This is a genomic window from Desertivirga arenae, assembly GCF_017355785.1.
In the GTDB taxonomy this organism is placed as follows: domain Bacteria; phylum Bacteroidota; class Bacteroidia; order Sphingobacteriales; family Sphingobacteriaceae; genus Desertivirga; species Desertivirga arenae.
In genome coordinates this window covers 136,742-152,325 of record NZ_JAFEWE010000007.1, presented here as the reverse complement: position 1 = coordinate 152,325, position 15,584 = coordinate 136,742, and the positions used below count along the sequence as shown (strand labels likewise).

9 protein-coding genes are annotated in these 15,584 nt (G+C 42.6%); all 9 read right to left on the bottom strand.

The annotated features are described in order from the left end of the window. Positions 1-89 precede the first annotated feature (89 nt). The gene (locus tag J4N24_RS15300; protein WP_207534573.1) at positions 90-998 is read right to left on the bottom strand and encodes a prolipoprotein diacylglyceryl transferase; all 909 of its coding nucleotides are present in this window, start codon (positions 996-998) and stop codon (positions 90-92) included. 56 nt (positions 999-1,054) lie between these two features. Next, complete coding sequence (locus J4N24_RS15295) at positions 1,055-1,276, bottom strand: glycosyl hydrolase-related protein (RefSeq protein WP_207534572.1); 222 nt, start codon at positions 1,274-1,276, stop codon at positions 1,055-1,057. Further along, positions 1,273-1,740: a hypothetical protein gene (locus J4N24_RS15290; protein WP_207534571.1), complete on the bottom strand. Its 468-nt coding sequence runs from the start codon at positions 1,738-1,740 to the stop codon at positions 1,273-1,275. Before J4N24_RS15290 ends, J4N24_RS15295 begins: the two co-directional genes overlap by 4 nt. Before the next feature lie 175 nt (positions 1,741-1,915). Beyond that, positions 1,916-4,249 carry an alpha-L-rhamnosidase-related protein gene (locus tag J4N24_RS15285; protein WP_207534570.1) on the bottom strand — a complete coding sequence of 778 codons (2,334 nt, stop codon included), beginning with the start codon at positions 4,247-4,249 and terminating at the stop codon, positions 1,916-1,918. A 6-nt stretch (positions 4,250-4,255) separates the two neighbouring features. Continuing rightward, positions 4,256-5,647 (bottom strand): SGNH/GDSL hydrolase family protein, encoded by a 1,392-nt coding sequence (locus J4N24_RS15280; protein WP_207534569.1) that lies wholly within the window; start codon positions 5,645-5,647, stop codon positions 4,256-4,258. A 60-nt stretch (positions 5,648-5,707) separates the two neighbouring features. Beyond that, complete coding sequence (locus tag J4N24_RS15275; protein WP_207534568.1) at positions 5,708-7,594, bottom strand: DUF5005 domain-containing protein; 1,887 nt, start codon at positions 7,592-7,594, stop codon at positions 5,708-5,710. A 31-nt stretch (positions 7,595-7,625) separates the two neighbouring features. Further along, positions 7,626-10,589, bottom strand: a complete 2,964-nt coding sequence (locus J4N24_RS15270; protein WP_242691648.1) for a SusC/RagA family TonB-linked outer membrane protein — start codon at positions 10,587-10,589, stop codon at positions 7,626-7,628. 85 nt (positions 10,590-10,674) lie between these two features. After that, positions 10,675-12,453: a RagB/SusD family nutrient uptake outer membrane protein gene (locus J4N24_RS15265; RefSeq protein WP_242691647.1), complete on the bottom strand. Its 1,779-nt coding sequence runs from the start codon at positions 12,451-12,453 to the stop codon at positions 10,675-10,677. A gap of 21 nt (positions 12,454-12,474) precedes the next feature. Then, the gene (locus J4N24_RS15260) at positions 12,475-15,546 is read right to left on the bottom strand and encodes a SusC/RagA family TonB-linked outer membrane protein (RefSeq protein ID WP_242691646.1); all 3,072 of its coding nucleotides are present in this window, start codon (positions 15,544-15,546) and stop codon (positions 12,475-12,477) included. Positions 15,547-15,584: the final 38 nt, after the last annotated feature.

Sequence of the window (15,584 nt, the reverse complement as noted above, 5' to 3'; positions counted from 1 at the left end):
TTTTTTAAGTTTATAATTAGAATACGAATATAGCCGAAAAATCGATTTAGCAAAAAGAAAATAGAAAAAGATTACTAAATAATAACTGATTAAGATTTACGTAAACTAAGACAAGTAATACCGGCAATTCCTGATACAAGAAACAATGCAGCAATTAGTTCTGCTTGAGAAAAAGAGAGACCAGCAATCGTATAATTCAAATTAACCTTGATCTGCTCCATAAGAAGCCGTTCTCCCCCATTTATAATGAGGTACAATGAAAACATTGATCCGGGGTGCTGCAGCTTGTCTTTAAACTTCCATAGCAGACAAAACAGCGATAGGATTACTATAGCTTCATAGAGAGATGTTGGATAAACCGGCTTTAAAAGTTGAGAGCAATATTCTTCGGAACAGCCCTGGATGTATTCACCTTCCCTTAACACGTTATGAGGATAAGTGGAGGCCCAAATCCAGTCGGGCACCCATGTAAAGGGTTTAGTGTGAAGATTTACTCTCCCCCAATCGCCGTCACCAGAAAGATGACACCCTAACCTTCCCACTCCATAAGCAACCAGCATGCCCGGAGATCCGATATCTGCCAGGTCTATTAATCGCATTCCATGCCTGTAACCAATTACAAGATAAGAGATCGCACCAAATACCAATCCTCCGTAAAAAGTCCAGCCGTCAATAGAAAAAAACATTCCTGCCGGATCTCTGAAAAACATCGCCGGAGCCTCGAAACAGTTGAAAAGCTTTGCACCTATAAATCCCCAGATCGCTGCCCAGAGCAGCAATTTGTCCATCAACTGATAGGGATGTTCAAGTTCACCTGGCCTGGTACGGGATGGGGAGAGTTTAATAAGGCCTAACCGCTCCTTCCTTATAAATTCAAGCCTGAAGGTATAATATGAGGTGGCAAAGGCTAATACAACAAATAATCCAAACGTTTGTCCGGGGACATAGATATCAAGGCCGGTTAAGTACTTTATAAGATGAGACAAAGTTGGAAACATACCAAAATATAAGGCAAGAAATATTTAAGCATTAAGAATACACATTATTTTGCTTGTTAGTAATACACTTTAATAGTTCGTATGCCAAACGCCGGGATAGAAAAACGGACTACCGATTCTGCTCCCTGCCGGCTTATCGTCATATATTGTTTTACTCTTCCATCAAGCTCTACCAGCTCCGCTTTTTTAACATGCCCCGTTAGTAATACCTTATTTTCCGCCCCACTCTCAAAGGCATTATAGAACCTGAGGAACAAGGCTCCCTGGTCGAAAGTCATACTGCTAAGCTCCAGACCAGGGTAAAGGAGGTTAATAAAGACCTACCGGCTCCATCCTTTGAGCAATTTGCCGTTTGTGCAGTTATTAGGGGTTCATTTATGAAAGTACTTTCAGCATTTAATAATGCCTTGTCCCAATTGCCTTCATTCGGCACTATACTGTAATGGATTACGGAAGACCCCTTGATCTTGTAATTCATACCCCAAAGCCCCATTCCTGAATACTGAAGGGTAAGACTTAATGGAAAATCGTTACCATAACTGTAACTGGTGGTGTGATCGCTATATAAAGCCATTCCGTACCTATTTTTTGCACCTGTAACATCTACCCAATTGAGGATCACATTATTCTTTATACTGTCCCACCGGTTAAAGAAGGTGTTCTGCAACTTACTATGCACAACGTCGAACGGAGCATTTTTAAAGAGCTTTTGTTCTTCTATCAGGGTAGTGTCCCCAAACACCTCCGTGGTAACCGTCTATAAAATAACTTTTCTGTGTCCTCGCAGTGTTAGAAACCAACAAACTTCCGCAGGTTAGGACAGAACTTACCCGCTGAAAATGCTTAATTAAGTCCTTAATCTTTTCCAAATTTGTATTATCTAATCGTTCGTTCGGGTCTGCCTATACAAATAACAACTACAGGACAAAAGAATTTTGCCCTGAATTAAGCTTATAGGTCTTTGCCTTCCATTCAAAAACCCCCGAAATTTCGGATGGAAGTTCTATATTAATTTTCCACTTCCCCCTATGCTCATAGTAATGCAGGCTGACCATTCCCCTGGGATGAGGAATTACCCCCTTTACGTTGGTAAGGCTACCCAAATGAGGTTTAATCCTGACTTTGCTAAATCCTGGAGCATCCGTATCAACACCTAATACTGTTCTGAAAAATTCGATATTAGGACTTGATCCCCAGGCATGACATTCAGATCGAACCGTCTCCAAACTTGAATCCTCAGCCCAGGTGGTAAGTCCCAATGCCATGTTCTGAAGCCAGATATCCAGCCAGTTCATATAATCATTCCCCAAACCCGCCTTCACTAAAGCCTGATTGAGGTAGTATTTGAAGTAGACCGTACATTGGGTTAAGCTTTTATCCTTCAGCATTCCCTCAGCAACTGCCGGTATAACATCCTGATCTACCACACCGGCAAGTATGGCAAGAGCATTTGCATGTTGAGAAAACCCCGTCTTCTCCCTGGTATCGGCATATAGCTTTCTGCCAGCATCCCAATATTTACCCTGTATCGTTTTTTGCAACTGAATGGCCCTTTGATGATACAGAGTGGCAAGGTCCTGCAACCCAAGCTTCGCTTCCATTTGCGCGGCCCATTGAAAAGCTAACAACAATTGCAGATCATGGATTGCCGCACTACCATCCGAACCCTTAACTTCTCCTGCCAGGTTACCCGCCCAATCTACAAAAGCCCAGTATGGTACATCTTTCAACGATCCATCCGCCTGTTGATACTTCCTGAAAAAGTCGAGCACTCCCCTAACTCCGATAAGTTTATCCTTTACAAATCCAGGATCATTTCGATACATCCAGAAATCATATAACATGCCAATGTACCACAAAGAAAAGGGCGGTATTACCTGAGTGCCCTTTGTTGGATAGCAACTTCTTGTCACTCCTTCAGGTAAACGGGAGTGGTCTATTTGAGTAAGGGCGTTCCTGGCAAGACGGTCATCATCCGTATTGTAATAGGATATCATAGCCTGGATCCGGGTATCGCCTATATACTGCAGCTGCTCGTAATAAGGACAGTCGGTATAAGTCTCCCAGGCGTTTAACCTTGCTGTACGCCATCCGATATCCAATATTTGCTTAATCTCGGTATTTGGCGAATCGAATACCGCTACTTTTTTAAAAGGATACCCAGTAAAAGTCCCGTAAAGGTCTTGAATGATCAAGGGTTCGTTCTGGGTATGGATTAAGAGTCTGATATAACGATAAGTGCGGAAGTTTAGCGTGGTAAAAGTTTGGTCATCAGTCCCATCAGCAATTAAACTGTCAATTCGCCCGATAAACTCCTTCCCCACCACCTCATTCCGGTTACTTTTTTGCCTGCCGTTGCTTCCCTTATCATAAAGCGTTTCCGCATAACCTATAGAAATACCCGCGTCTTTTCCACCATCAAAATTCAATGTAATATAAGCGTTTGTTTCGTAGGTTTGGTCGAGCAACAATACTGCAAGGGTATTAGCCGGGATCGTAAAGGATGTTTTTTTAGCAGGAAAAGATGAGGGCACATTCGCTCCTGTTGCACTTCTTAGCTTTGGGATCCGTAAATACGACATTTCCCTTGCTGCCAAGGTGGAGGGAACCAGAGCCCAATCAGTACCCCAGGCCTTTCCTTTAGGTCGGCCATCAGCAATTTTCTCAGCGGCCGGCCATGAGGAATCGTCATACCGCCGGGCTGTCCAGTCGCCTTTGACTGTGTGCTTCATATCTATCATTTCCCCTTTACTAGCAGCAAAGAAATAACCAGGAACAGGCCTATGTCCTGCACTGCGAATACATTTCCATGTATTATTAGTGTTCAGGATCTCTTCCGCAGGAGAGCTACCCTGAAGAATAAATCCCGTCCTGAAACTTACCTGAGCTTCAGGACGAAACTCCGATTCGTTAAACACCAAAGCTGATACTGTATTGCTCCCAGGATTAAGGTAAGGGGCAAGGTCAAGCGTTTCGTAATTCCATGAATAACTATCCCCCCGGGCTGGGCCAAGTGATACCAACCGGCCATTGACATAAAGCTTATAACGGTTATCTGCCGATACATAAACAATAAATTTTGCAGGCTTAATTGCTATATCAACAGTTTTACGAAAATGGTACACCCCATACTCGGTTCCTGTAATATTTTTCCCGGCGATCCATTCCGCATGCCATTCCGACTGGCCATACACCAGATGGCCGGTCAATAAAATAAAAAAAGTTAAAAAGACTTTGAATATACGTTCCATTCTAGCTTAGTTAAAAGAAACAGCTACGATTTCGATGGTATGTTTCTTAGGCTTGTTTACCCGGTATATCTCGTCGACCAGTGCATTCATTTTGCTTTCAAGCATCTTTCCTGAATTTTCCTCCCGCACCATTTCCCAGTCATTTTTCTTTCCATTCAACCAACCGTTACTCGGCGCATACTTTTCGATCGTATCCCTGGCAGCGGATGACTTGTCGAACAACATCTTCTTATCCGCCAGAAAATTGTAATTAACCCAGAAATAGCTTCTGAATTTTCCTTCAATTTCCCGTCGTTCATTACTCAGTTTAAGCACTTGTAATGACTGCTGGTACTGCGGCGTGTTTTTAAGTGTAGCTATATTTATCCCTGCAGCAAGCTCATGCGCAGAGAATTCTGCAACTGGATCCCGGTCTATTCTTAATGTATACCTTCCCGCAGGTAAATTTCTCACTACCAACCTCTCATTATTAAATTCTTCATTAAAAGGTACGATCTTTAAGGCCTCGCTTTGTACTTCAGGGTTCATCCACACCCGTGGAACTGTATCTATGGGAAAAGGAAGAGAATTAGCAAGGTAATCGAAGCGTATTCCATCCTTTATTTTCAGCACTTTATCGCTTTTTGCATTTACTGATTTAACTACCTTGCCGGCAGCGTAATCAACACTAACATCAGCGATACAGGAACCTGCTAATCCCTGACTTTTCAAAAAGATATATGCCATTACCAGGTGGCCAGCACTGCTTGGATGGATACGATCATTTCCTGAAGCTGTATAAACCGGGTTCTTTTTCTGCTCGCGCAGATTAATCTGGGCCATTGGATAAAAGAAATCTACATAGCTCCAGTTATTGTTGAAAGCTGAAGCCTTTTGAAATTCAATGATCTTTTCCATAGTTTTGAATTTCCCTTTAAAAGCATTATTATTTGGCAACTGGACGTTTTCATCATAAGGGGAGGATGCCATAATGATCTTCTTCACACCCTTCAGCTCCTGTAGTTTTTTTTCAATCTTCAGATAGCTATCATACGATGTTTTTACAAAGCCATTCACGTCCGGATTGGGCGAGTTATACTCAAAGTACTTACTATCATTCATTCCGAAGGTCACAGCAAGCACTGTTGGCTTTTTAGCGAGAATATCATCATCCAATCGTTTGTAAATTTGCTCGGCCACATCTCCACCAACACCGGCATTTAATACTTGTATTTTTCTTTCGGGGAAATGGGTCATATAATACAACCAGATATTAGAGCCGTATAAACCTGCTTCGGTAATACTGTTCCCAGCGAAAACCACCCGGTCTCCTGATTTAAAGGGTTGAGGTTTAGGCTGAGCAGTTGAGAGTTGGGTACAAAGACAGGCAAGGCCTGGCAGTAAAAAACTAAGTTTCATATATCTTTTTGAGATTCTGTGTGTTTCTTAATAGTAATAATCCGTATAATCTGAAATACGCTATTGCGGAAAGATCAGAGATGCAGGTACCCGAAGTCCTTTAACCCTGTAGTAATAAGGATCCATACCGCCGTTTTCACACCAGCTTAGATCACAACCTGTAACATTAAGGCAATACGTTAACAGCAGTTCGTCGCGCCCATTGTCAAACTCAGGGTGAATAGCAGGGGTGTAATATCTCGCGTACACTCCTTTAAAATATTCAACAATAGTGTAAACCTTTTTCGGAGTGGAGAAAGGTCCTGTAGGACTGTCAGAATAAGACATATAGATCTCGCGAACGGAGTTATCACAAAAGAACCCCTGGGTCATGTTCATCATTACATATTTTCCCTTCCAGTAAGAAACACTTACGTTTGCCATCCCGGGACTAACACGGGCTTCTGTGGCTGTTGTAGGTGTATCCGCCCATTTTGATCCATTCCAAAAGGTCCAGTTCATTGGATTACTTTGCGCGAACCTTGCTACAAAGACATTTGTAGAAGTTATTCCTGTACCCTGAAAGCCAAATGAATAAACATACCCATCATTGCTTTTTACCATTCCTGCAGCATAATTAATGGCGATCTGGTTGCTCATACCTGCAGGCATCATGCGGATAGCGCTCCATTGATTTCCTGCAACTTCGTTTAACTTGTACAAAGACTGATTGGTCGCGTTCAAATCCTTTCCTTCCCCGCACTGCACCCATACATCGTTGCCAATCTGAACACCAAGTCCCGGCCAGGACCAGGTTGTTCCGGGCTGGTTGTTGAACACCTGCTTAGGCCGGTTATGAGCACTGTTAGAGATGGTCATATTTGGAGTATGTGCCGGATCCCAATCTGTCCTGGAGGGTTGGATCATTACAGAATTATTATAGCTAAAGAAATGATTACAATCAAATACATTTCCCGCTCTCAGAGAAACACCGTCCCAGGCATCCTGAGTGATCCATAATACTCTCCCATCACTTAGAGGCACACTGGTTCCCTGATCAAAAGCAACAGAACCCTGCATAGCTGAATTACGCTCGAAAAAAGTAACTGCTTTATCATCACGGTAAGATGTTTCGGCAATAGGGCTTAAGTTCCACTGCTGCTTGCTATCTGTACTGATAACTTCCTGTATAACTTTCGGATTGCTTCCTACAGCCGCTATATAGGAGACAGCCATTCCGCTTCCTTTATTAATGAAAGAAAATAACCCCTGTGCTGATTTTTCCCTGACTTCCCAAAGCTGATCACCACCTACTGTTCCTTTCTCTGAAAGTTGTAGAAGCTCTGCTCCTGCTGCTGTTCCCGGAGAGGTTAGCAGCTTGCCACTATGCAGATTCATCATCTCATAATAACGGATATTATTTTCAGTAAGCTTATAAATCAACTTCCATTTCTGCCAGATATCAGGAACACCTTCCGATGCGCCCTGAAACAGATCTATCTTTTGATTATTCCTATATTTTTCAGTGAATTTAATATCCCCGGCAACCTGAAGAAACTTTGCCGCTGCCATATTTTTGATCGTATAGGAAGCATAATCTACCGCATTCGGATCAAACACCACGAACATAACTTCCCAGTTTTCTACCTGCCCACTTTCGGCCGTAACTGTATAATTAATTTTTTTTGTAGCTGAAACGTCTATTACCTGGCCCGATGCCGGTGAAATACTTGCTTTGTCTGAAACTGTGATAAGGGGGGTCAACGCTTTCAGATCAACAGATTTCCCAACAGTTACAATTACTTTGTTTTTACCGTCAGTCCGCGAAATAACCGTCTCACCTATTTGCCCCTCTGCAAGTTTAAATTGCTTAATCATCCTCCCGGGATGAGGAGGCATAATATAATTGTCTTTGCAGGCCCAAAAAAGGACCAGACCTGATATCAATAGAAATAAAACCTTCTTCATATTATATTTTTATTTAAAAGCCTGACCCAGGTTATAGACCTACCTGAAATCCTAAATTGATTACCCGCTGGTTCAGGTAAGTATCACCTGCAGTGTTCGACTCTACCTCCGGATCCTGCTGATACTTAGAGTAGTTAGTCCAGGTTAGCAGATTATAACCACTGAGGTAGATCCTCGCATTGCTTATTCCAAGCGGCAATGCCTTGTTGGGAAGCTGGTAACCCAATTCAAGGGTTTTCAACCGCAAGTACTTTGCGTCTATCAGCCAAAAATCAGACAGGTAGGCTGCAGGACTGTTGATTGAGGTTGGGTTTGTTGTTAAACGGGGAAATTGTGCGTTATCACTATTTTCGGGGGTCCATCTTTGCTGATGGATAGGTTGAAACTGGCTTTGAAAAGGTTCGATACCTGTACCTTTTACAACAAAGCTATAGCCGGCTGTTCCCTGGAACAGAATATTCATACTAAAACCCTTATATCTTCCGCCCAGGGTTAAACCATAAGAGGTACTTGGTAAGTTGGGTTTACCTATTGCCGTTTTATCATTCTCATCAATTACACCGTCGGCATTAAAATCTTTGTACTTCAGGTTTCCATTTTCATCGAAACCTGTAAATGTATAGCCGAAAGGTTGATTGATGGAATGACCAGTTTCCATAAGCCATGGATAGGCCGGAGAAGGCTCGTCTTTATACAGTATTTTATTTTTAAAGTAAGAAAAGACTGCGGAAACATTATAGCTGAAATTCCCTGCATTACTGCGATATCCCAACTCTCCATCAAACCCGCGATTGCGAACCCGGGCAATATTTTTAGGGGATGTTCCCACCCCTATGTTCAGGGGCAGAGAAGAAGGGGTGATTAATTGTCTGTATCGCAGGTTATTGAAGTAGTCGACGGTAAGATTCAATTTGCTCCTGAATAAGTTCGCATCCAAACCAAGATCAAACTCTTTCTGCTTCTCCCAGGTAACGTCAGGATTTCCGAGGGGCCCCTCAACAATTGAAAAATCCGGAGTATTCGTTTCACCAAATGAGATGCCGGGCTGTAGCAAATATACCTGATCGTACAGGTAACGATTACCCTGAACTTTATCCGAGCCTACAATACCATAAGAAGCCCTTACCTTTAAAAGATCAATGAATTCCAGCGCTTTTTTCTTAAAAAAGTTCTCCTTTGAAATGCTGTACCCGACAGACATCGCGGGAAAAAAACCAAAGCGATTATTGGCATTGAACCGGTCAGACCCATTATAGGCAGCGCTGAAATCCAATATGTATTTCTGCTTATAGTCATAAATAGCTTTGAAGGTAGAACCCTGGAAATTTTGAGGGATCCAGTTATTAGCATTTACGAAAGCATCCTTTTCCTTATATGACTCTCGGTTATATAACAACATCGAGTGCAGGTTATGCGGACCGAAGGTACGGTCGTAATTCAAATAGGCCTGAATATTTACACGGCTATTGAACATACCCTGTTCTGCACTTAAAAGATAGTTCCCTGAAGTATAGGTGGGTCCGTTCAGCGTATAAGTATCACCGTCAGGATCATACAGGTAAGATGGCGGATTATCTCTTCTTTGCAACCGGGCGTTGGATTCAACACTGGCATAAGCAACTCTTCCAATAAATGACAATCCCTTGGTTAGGGCATCCAGCTTTTGTGTGCCGCCAAAAAGGACATTCAGATCATTCCTTCGCTCCAACCGGTAACCCTGTGTGGCTAAGCGGGCATTTATAGTAGGAAGAAGTCCTTTGGTATCACTTGCATAAGCATAACTACCATTGGGATTTAAAAACGGAGCTGAGTAAGGATGAATACGTGAAAAATCATATACCTCCCCTACTATGTTACCTGCATAGGGCGCGTTGATCCTGTTAAACCTACCGCTGAGGTCGAACCGGAGGTTCAGCGTCTTTGAAGCCTGCACGTCGAGGTTAGATCTGAAATTGAACCTCCTGTAATAATAATTAGGGTTTACCTGGTTCTCTTCATCCTGGAAGGTCCTCACATTTCCGTTCTGGGTAAAACCCCCTCCCGAAACAAAATACTTCACAGCTTCTGCCCCGCCCGAGATATCAATATTGCTATTGTACTGCATCGAACTGGGTTTAAATATTTCCTTATACCAATTCACATCCGGATGCCCGTAAGGATCGTCACCCTTTCTAAAATGCTCCAGGTCGTCGTTACTGAACTGCGGTGTAAGCCCGTCGTTACTCAGGGCTTCATTCACCAGTAAAGCCGACTCATAACTATTCAGGAAATTTGGTTTTCTAACAGGAGCCTGCAGGCCTGATTCTACCCTAACATTAACTTTTGGAGCACCTGCAGTACCTCGGCGGGTAGTAACGATCAGAACTCCGTTTGCCCCTTTTATCCCATAAATAGCTGTGGTTGAAGCGTCTTTAAGTATAGAAATACTTTCTATTTCATTCACATTAATCTGAGATAACTGCTCATACGAATATTCAATATCATCTACAATAATCAAGGGCTGATTTCCTGCAGGATTTAAGGAACTTACCCCACGGATAAAAAAATCAGATGCATCTTTTCCAGGTTGTCCAGAGCGTTGTTGAGCAATGAAGCCAGGTAATTTTCCTTGCAGGGCGTTCTGAACACTGGAGGTTGGGACTTCCCTTATCTCAGAACCTTTAATTGCACTTACAGAGCCTGTCATGGTGATCCTTTTTGCTTTTCCGAAACCAACAACAACAACCTCCTCCAGACTGCGATTACTTGCCTGCAGTATGACTTCCAGCTTCTGCCCGTCGTGAACCTTCAGCTCCTGACTTTGAAAGCCGATACTGGAAAACACCAGCACATTTGCCTGGCCTTTTAATACCATAGTAAACTTTCCGTTCACATCAGTAGTTGCGCCACTTCTTTCTACCCCTTTCTCTTTTATGCTTACGCCAGGCAAAGGACCACTGGCATCTTTAACTATACCTGAAACCCTGGTTTGGGCTAAGGATATTATAGGGCTCATCAAAAAAATGATAAGAATTGTATATAAAGATTTTTTCATCTCAGAATTAGATTTAAAATTGAAGATCGTCCTGTGGTTTAAAACACTACCATCCGGGATTTTGGACCATGTTTTTATTTTTCACAACTTCGGAATATGGAATTGGGGCGAAATACATTTGTGGTGCCTTAAACTTCATCTGAAGCACCGGATTATCCTGATAAGTAAGAGTTCCCGAACCAAGCTTGTAGATAAGTTTTCCATGCAGCTCCTTATTAAATTCGGTTTCCGCGATCTTCCATCTTCGCACATCCCAGTAACGATGCTCTTCAAATGCCAGTTCTACTCTCCTTTCATTCCGGATAAGATTTCTCATCTGGTCTTTACTGAGACCAATAGGGAGAGAAAAAGGGTTTAAACCGGCTCTCTTTCTGATGGATTCCACTGCGTTGTAAACGTCCTGGTCTGGTGTATTTAAATACTCATTCTTTGCTTCAGCGAAATTCAGAAGTACTTCAGCATATCTGAAAAGAATATGATCATGAGATATATTGGTGTATTGTGATGAAGTTGTATAATTACCCATGAACTTGCGTAGGTAATATGAGGTACGGGTCTGTTGTCTTGCACCACCCGGTTTGTCAGCACCGCCTTCATAGGTTTGCACAGGTCTCCCTAACCAGGGAGCCCCATTGTAAAGGATGGTAGCGTAAAATCTTGGATCCCGGTTCTCATAAGGTGAGTTCTGATTGTATCCTGAACCAATTTCTGCAATTGATTTCCCATTAGACATTCCGAAAGAGTTCACTAGTTCCTGAGTGGGACTAGTCCTGCCGTTATTAATTGACGAAGTATAACCAATGGGCCCATTGTTATTCTCAACCGACTGGTTATTTCCACCTTGTCTCGCAAAGATCCTTTCGGGGCTCATCTGATTTAGAAAGACATTTTCAAATCCGGGATCAAGACTCAGTGCGTTCTCGTCAATAAGCTCCCGCGCAGCATTTGCCGCTCTTTGCCAGCGCTCTGCATTGTATGAACTATAACCAGTAAATTGATTTCCGCCCTCAATATTGCCTCCATTATAAAGTGGGCTTGCAGCATAAAGCAACACCCGCGCTTTCAATGCCAGAGCAGCGGCCCTGTTCGGCCTTTCTATATTAGTAGCGTCTATCGGATTAGTCCTCAAACTATCCTTGATAGCATCGCATTCACTAACGATAAATTCAACGCAATCATCAAAGGAACTTCTTGGAATGTTCACATCGTCTGCCAAAGAAAGTATACGGTTACCCAGCAGGGGCACACCTCCGTATCGTTTTAATAACTCAAAATAATAGAAAGCTCTCAAGAATTTGGATTCAGCTTTCCATACCCGGTTGAAGGGTGTTCCATTACTCAGTTTTCCTTTTAGTGGAACCCTGTCAATATTAGAGATGAATATGTTCGTTTGCCGGATCCCTGTATAAAGATTAGACCATTGGTTATCCGGATAATTATTAGCTGTATATGCACCCGTGGCTAGCTGAAAAACAGAGGTATTTGTGGTAGTCGATGAAATTGCATCATCAGTGCCTGCATCCAGATAATCTCCTCCAACGCGGTTATGTATAGTGGGAAGGTGCAGATAAGAATCGTATAAAAAGCGGTTCGCATTTGCGCCAGCAGAATCTCTGGAATCAAATATAACATCCAATGTTTGCTGCTCAATTGGCACTGTTTCGAGGTCTCTTTTACAGGAAGCAAATACTGCTGCTATCCCTATCAGAAAACCAAGTTTATAGTGCTTCTTCACCTGGACCATCTGCTTCTTTAAAGAAAATGAAGTGTCCTTATAATCGTCGGCTATACCGTTTTTGCCTGTTAATTCTCGTGATGTTTTCATTGATTATTAATTTAGGATCACTTACAATTTGATATTCACACCAGCATTAATTGTTCTCTGGATCGGGTAGGCTGCATTACTGTAAACTTCAGGGTCTAAGCGTTCGTAGCTGGTCTCAGTGAACAGATTTTGCGCATTTGCAAAAAGCCGTAGTCCCGACACCCTTAGTCTTCGTGTAATGGTATAGGGTAAAGTATATCCGATGTCAATATTACGTACCCTGAAATACTCTCCCGAATGCGTCCAGAAGCTCGAATTATTCAGAAAAGGTGTATTGTTCGCATTGAAACCTACAGTCAATCTAGGATAAGTTGCATTGGCAGCAGTGGCAGGAGTCCATCTACCCAGCATATATTCATATCCCTGGTCTTTTCCTCCATTGCCAAATGAATAATCAGTTTGTTGGTAAGTCCTGTTCTTTACTCCCTGAAATAATACACTAAAATCGAAACCGGCTATATTGAATCCCAGAGTGGCCCCATAGTTTATCTGCGGTTTTGTGTTGCCCAGGGCAGTCTGATCAAACTGATCTATCACCCCGTCGCTATTCAAATCCACTAATTTAACATCGCCCGGATATACAACCGTTCCTGCAAGTAAAGGTGCCTGATCCGCCTCTTCCTGGGTTTGAATAAGGCCATTAGCCAGGTACCCAAAAGTTTGTCCGACCGGCATTCCCGTTCTCCGGTTCCAGGAGTAGCGTTGCTGCAATTCGTCCATATATAAAACCTTGCTGTGCAAGCGGGAGGCATTGGCAGTGATAAAGTAATTAAATTTGTTAAGGAAATTCTTATAGGTGAGGGTCAACTCCTGCCCGGAGTAGAGATTTTTTCCGACATTTTCATTAGGATAGGCCATTCCGATTATTTCTGTGGTAGAACCCCTCTGTTGCAAAAGGTCATAGTAAGTATCATGGAAATAATCGGCAGTCAGGGTAAAATGGTTCAATACCTGGATATCCAGACCCAGGTTCAGCTTATGGGCTTTTTCCCAGGTAGCATTAACATTAGCCATATTTCTTTCCACCAGCCCAAACACTGGCGAATAATTGGTAGATGTAGGATAACTATTGGTTCCATCCTGTCCAAAGGCTCCTCGCCAGGAGAAATAACCCAGGTTATTTTCATTACTGTTGCCGGTTTTCCCGTAAGTTCCTCTTAACTTAAATTGTTCTAACCAGCTCAATTTGTCTTTTAAGAAATTTTCGCGTGAGATATCCCAACCCAGGCCAAAGGCATAAAAAACTCCGTACTGCTTCCCTGGCTCGAAACGGTCAAAGCCTGCATAATTTAGGGCAGCTTCTGCAAAATATTTTTGATCATAATTATAACTGGTTGTTGCTGCGATATTCGTGTATTTACCCGGGAGGTCATATTGATACGTTGAAGATTGCTGATCTACAAAAAGCATTGCACCTACCGAATGTCCTTCCAGACTAAAATTATAACCAAGTGCCCCCTGTACGTAAAACAGTTGGGCCGTCGATGTAGCATTCATAGTGTTGGGCTGGTCAGAAATAGACCCGAACCTAGTGTATGCCGGGCGTCCAGTCCCATCCAGGGAAACATCAAAGACAGGTTGAACAAAAGCTCTGTTCACCAGCGTTGAAGAAAGGGAGGAAAAGTTCACTTTAGCTCTGGCGTATAAACCAGGAAGCCAGCTATCCAACTTGTAATTCAAATCCAGATTAGCCATCAGATCCCTGGTATTGTCAAGCAGGTATCCCGAGCCCATCGTCTGCTGGTAAAGGTTCGTTATATACTCTGAAGATCCTCCATATGAGCCGTTTTCGTTAAAGACCGGATATACATTATTGGGGGTAGTATAAAGCTTGTTTAAAATATTATTTGTCCCTGCCCCAGGCTGTCTGCCATCCTGAATACGGCCAAAAACCTGCAGACCAATTGAGAAATTTTTAGAGACATCTACATCCACGTTAGAATTGATCAGATAGCGATTTTGCTCAAGGTTGGTCTTATAGTCAAACTGGTCGGATGATTTAAACATCCCCTCCTGGTTCATGTAACTAAGGGCAAGAGCATACCTGGCGTTTTTAAGACCTCCATTTACATTTAAACTATATTTACTGATGGGGTTATCATCCTTCAAAATGGTATTATACCAATTTACGTCAGGGGATATATAGGGAGACGATCCATCCCGGAATGCGTTGAAATCTTCCGCAGAATAAGCAACTGGTAAATTACTGTTCAGCAATGCTTCATTATACAGATAGGCATACTCGTGAGCATTTAAGGGTTTAGGGGTTTTAAGGGCATTCTGAAATCCGCCCTGTGCCGTGAAAGATATCCTTGGTGGCCCTGCAACACCTTTTTTAGTAGTTACCTGCAAAACGCCTCTTGAGCTCTTCTGCCCCAATAACAAGGTAGAAAGTGCATCTTTTAATACAGTAACAGACTCTATCTGCTCAGGATCTATAGAGTAAATGTCGCGTTGTACCCCATCTATAATAGTTACTGGTGCTTGCCCTCTCAAACTGAAGCTCAACTCAGAGTTATCACTTACACCTGAGGTGTATCTTGTAGCTTCATTTGGAAGCGTTCCGGCAAGATCATTTACGGTAATAGAGGTTGTGCGTGCATTCCTGAAACCACTTGTTTCCTGTGTGTAAAATCCGGCAAGACGGCCGGTAAGTGCATTTAAGTAAAGTGGAGTTGGCGTGCTTGTTAATTGTTTAGTATAGATAGAATTAACCGATCCGAGCACTTCCTTTGTGTTACGGCTATTATATAACACCTGAACCTTTTCCGGCTCTTTTAAGTAACTCTCATTCATCTTAACAATAAGTTGAGCGTTCCGCTTCAATTTCAATTTCCGCGTGATATAATCGGGATGCTCTATTATGATCAACTGTCCTTCTGCATTTTCACTTATCTCGAAAGAACCGGAATCATCAGTAAGTACTGCTGTCTTTCCTCCCGGAAGTTTGATACTGGCATTAACCAGAGGCTTACCAAACTCATCCAGCACTGTACCTTTAATTACATGCTGTGCGCGTAGATCCCGATCAGAAATCTTAGAGGGGATAGGCTGTGCTTCTGCAAGATATGCGTTAAAGAAAAGCAATAGCATCCCAGATATGCACTTTTTTAAGTAGCAATTCAGCATTT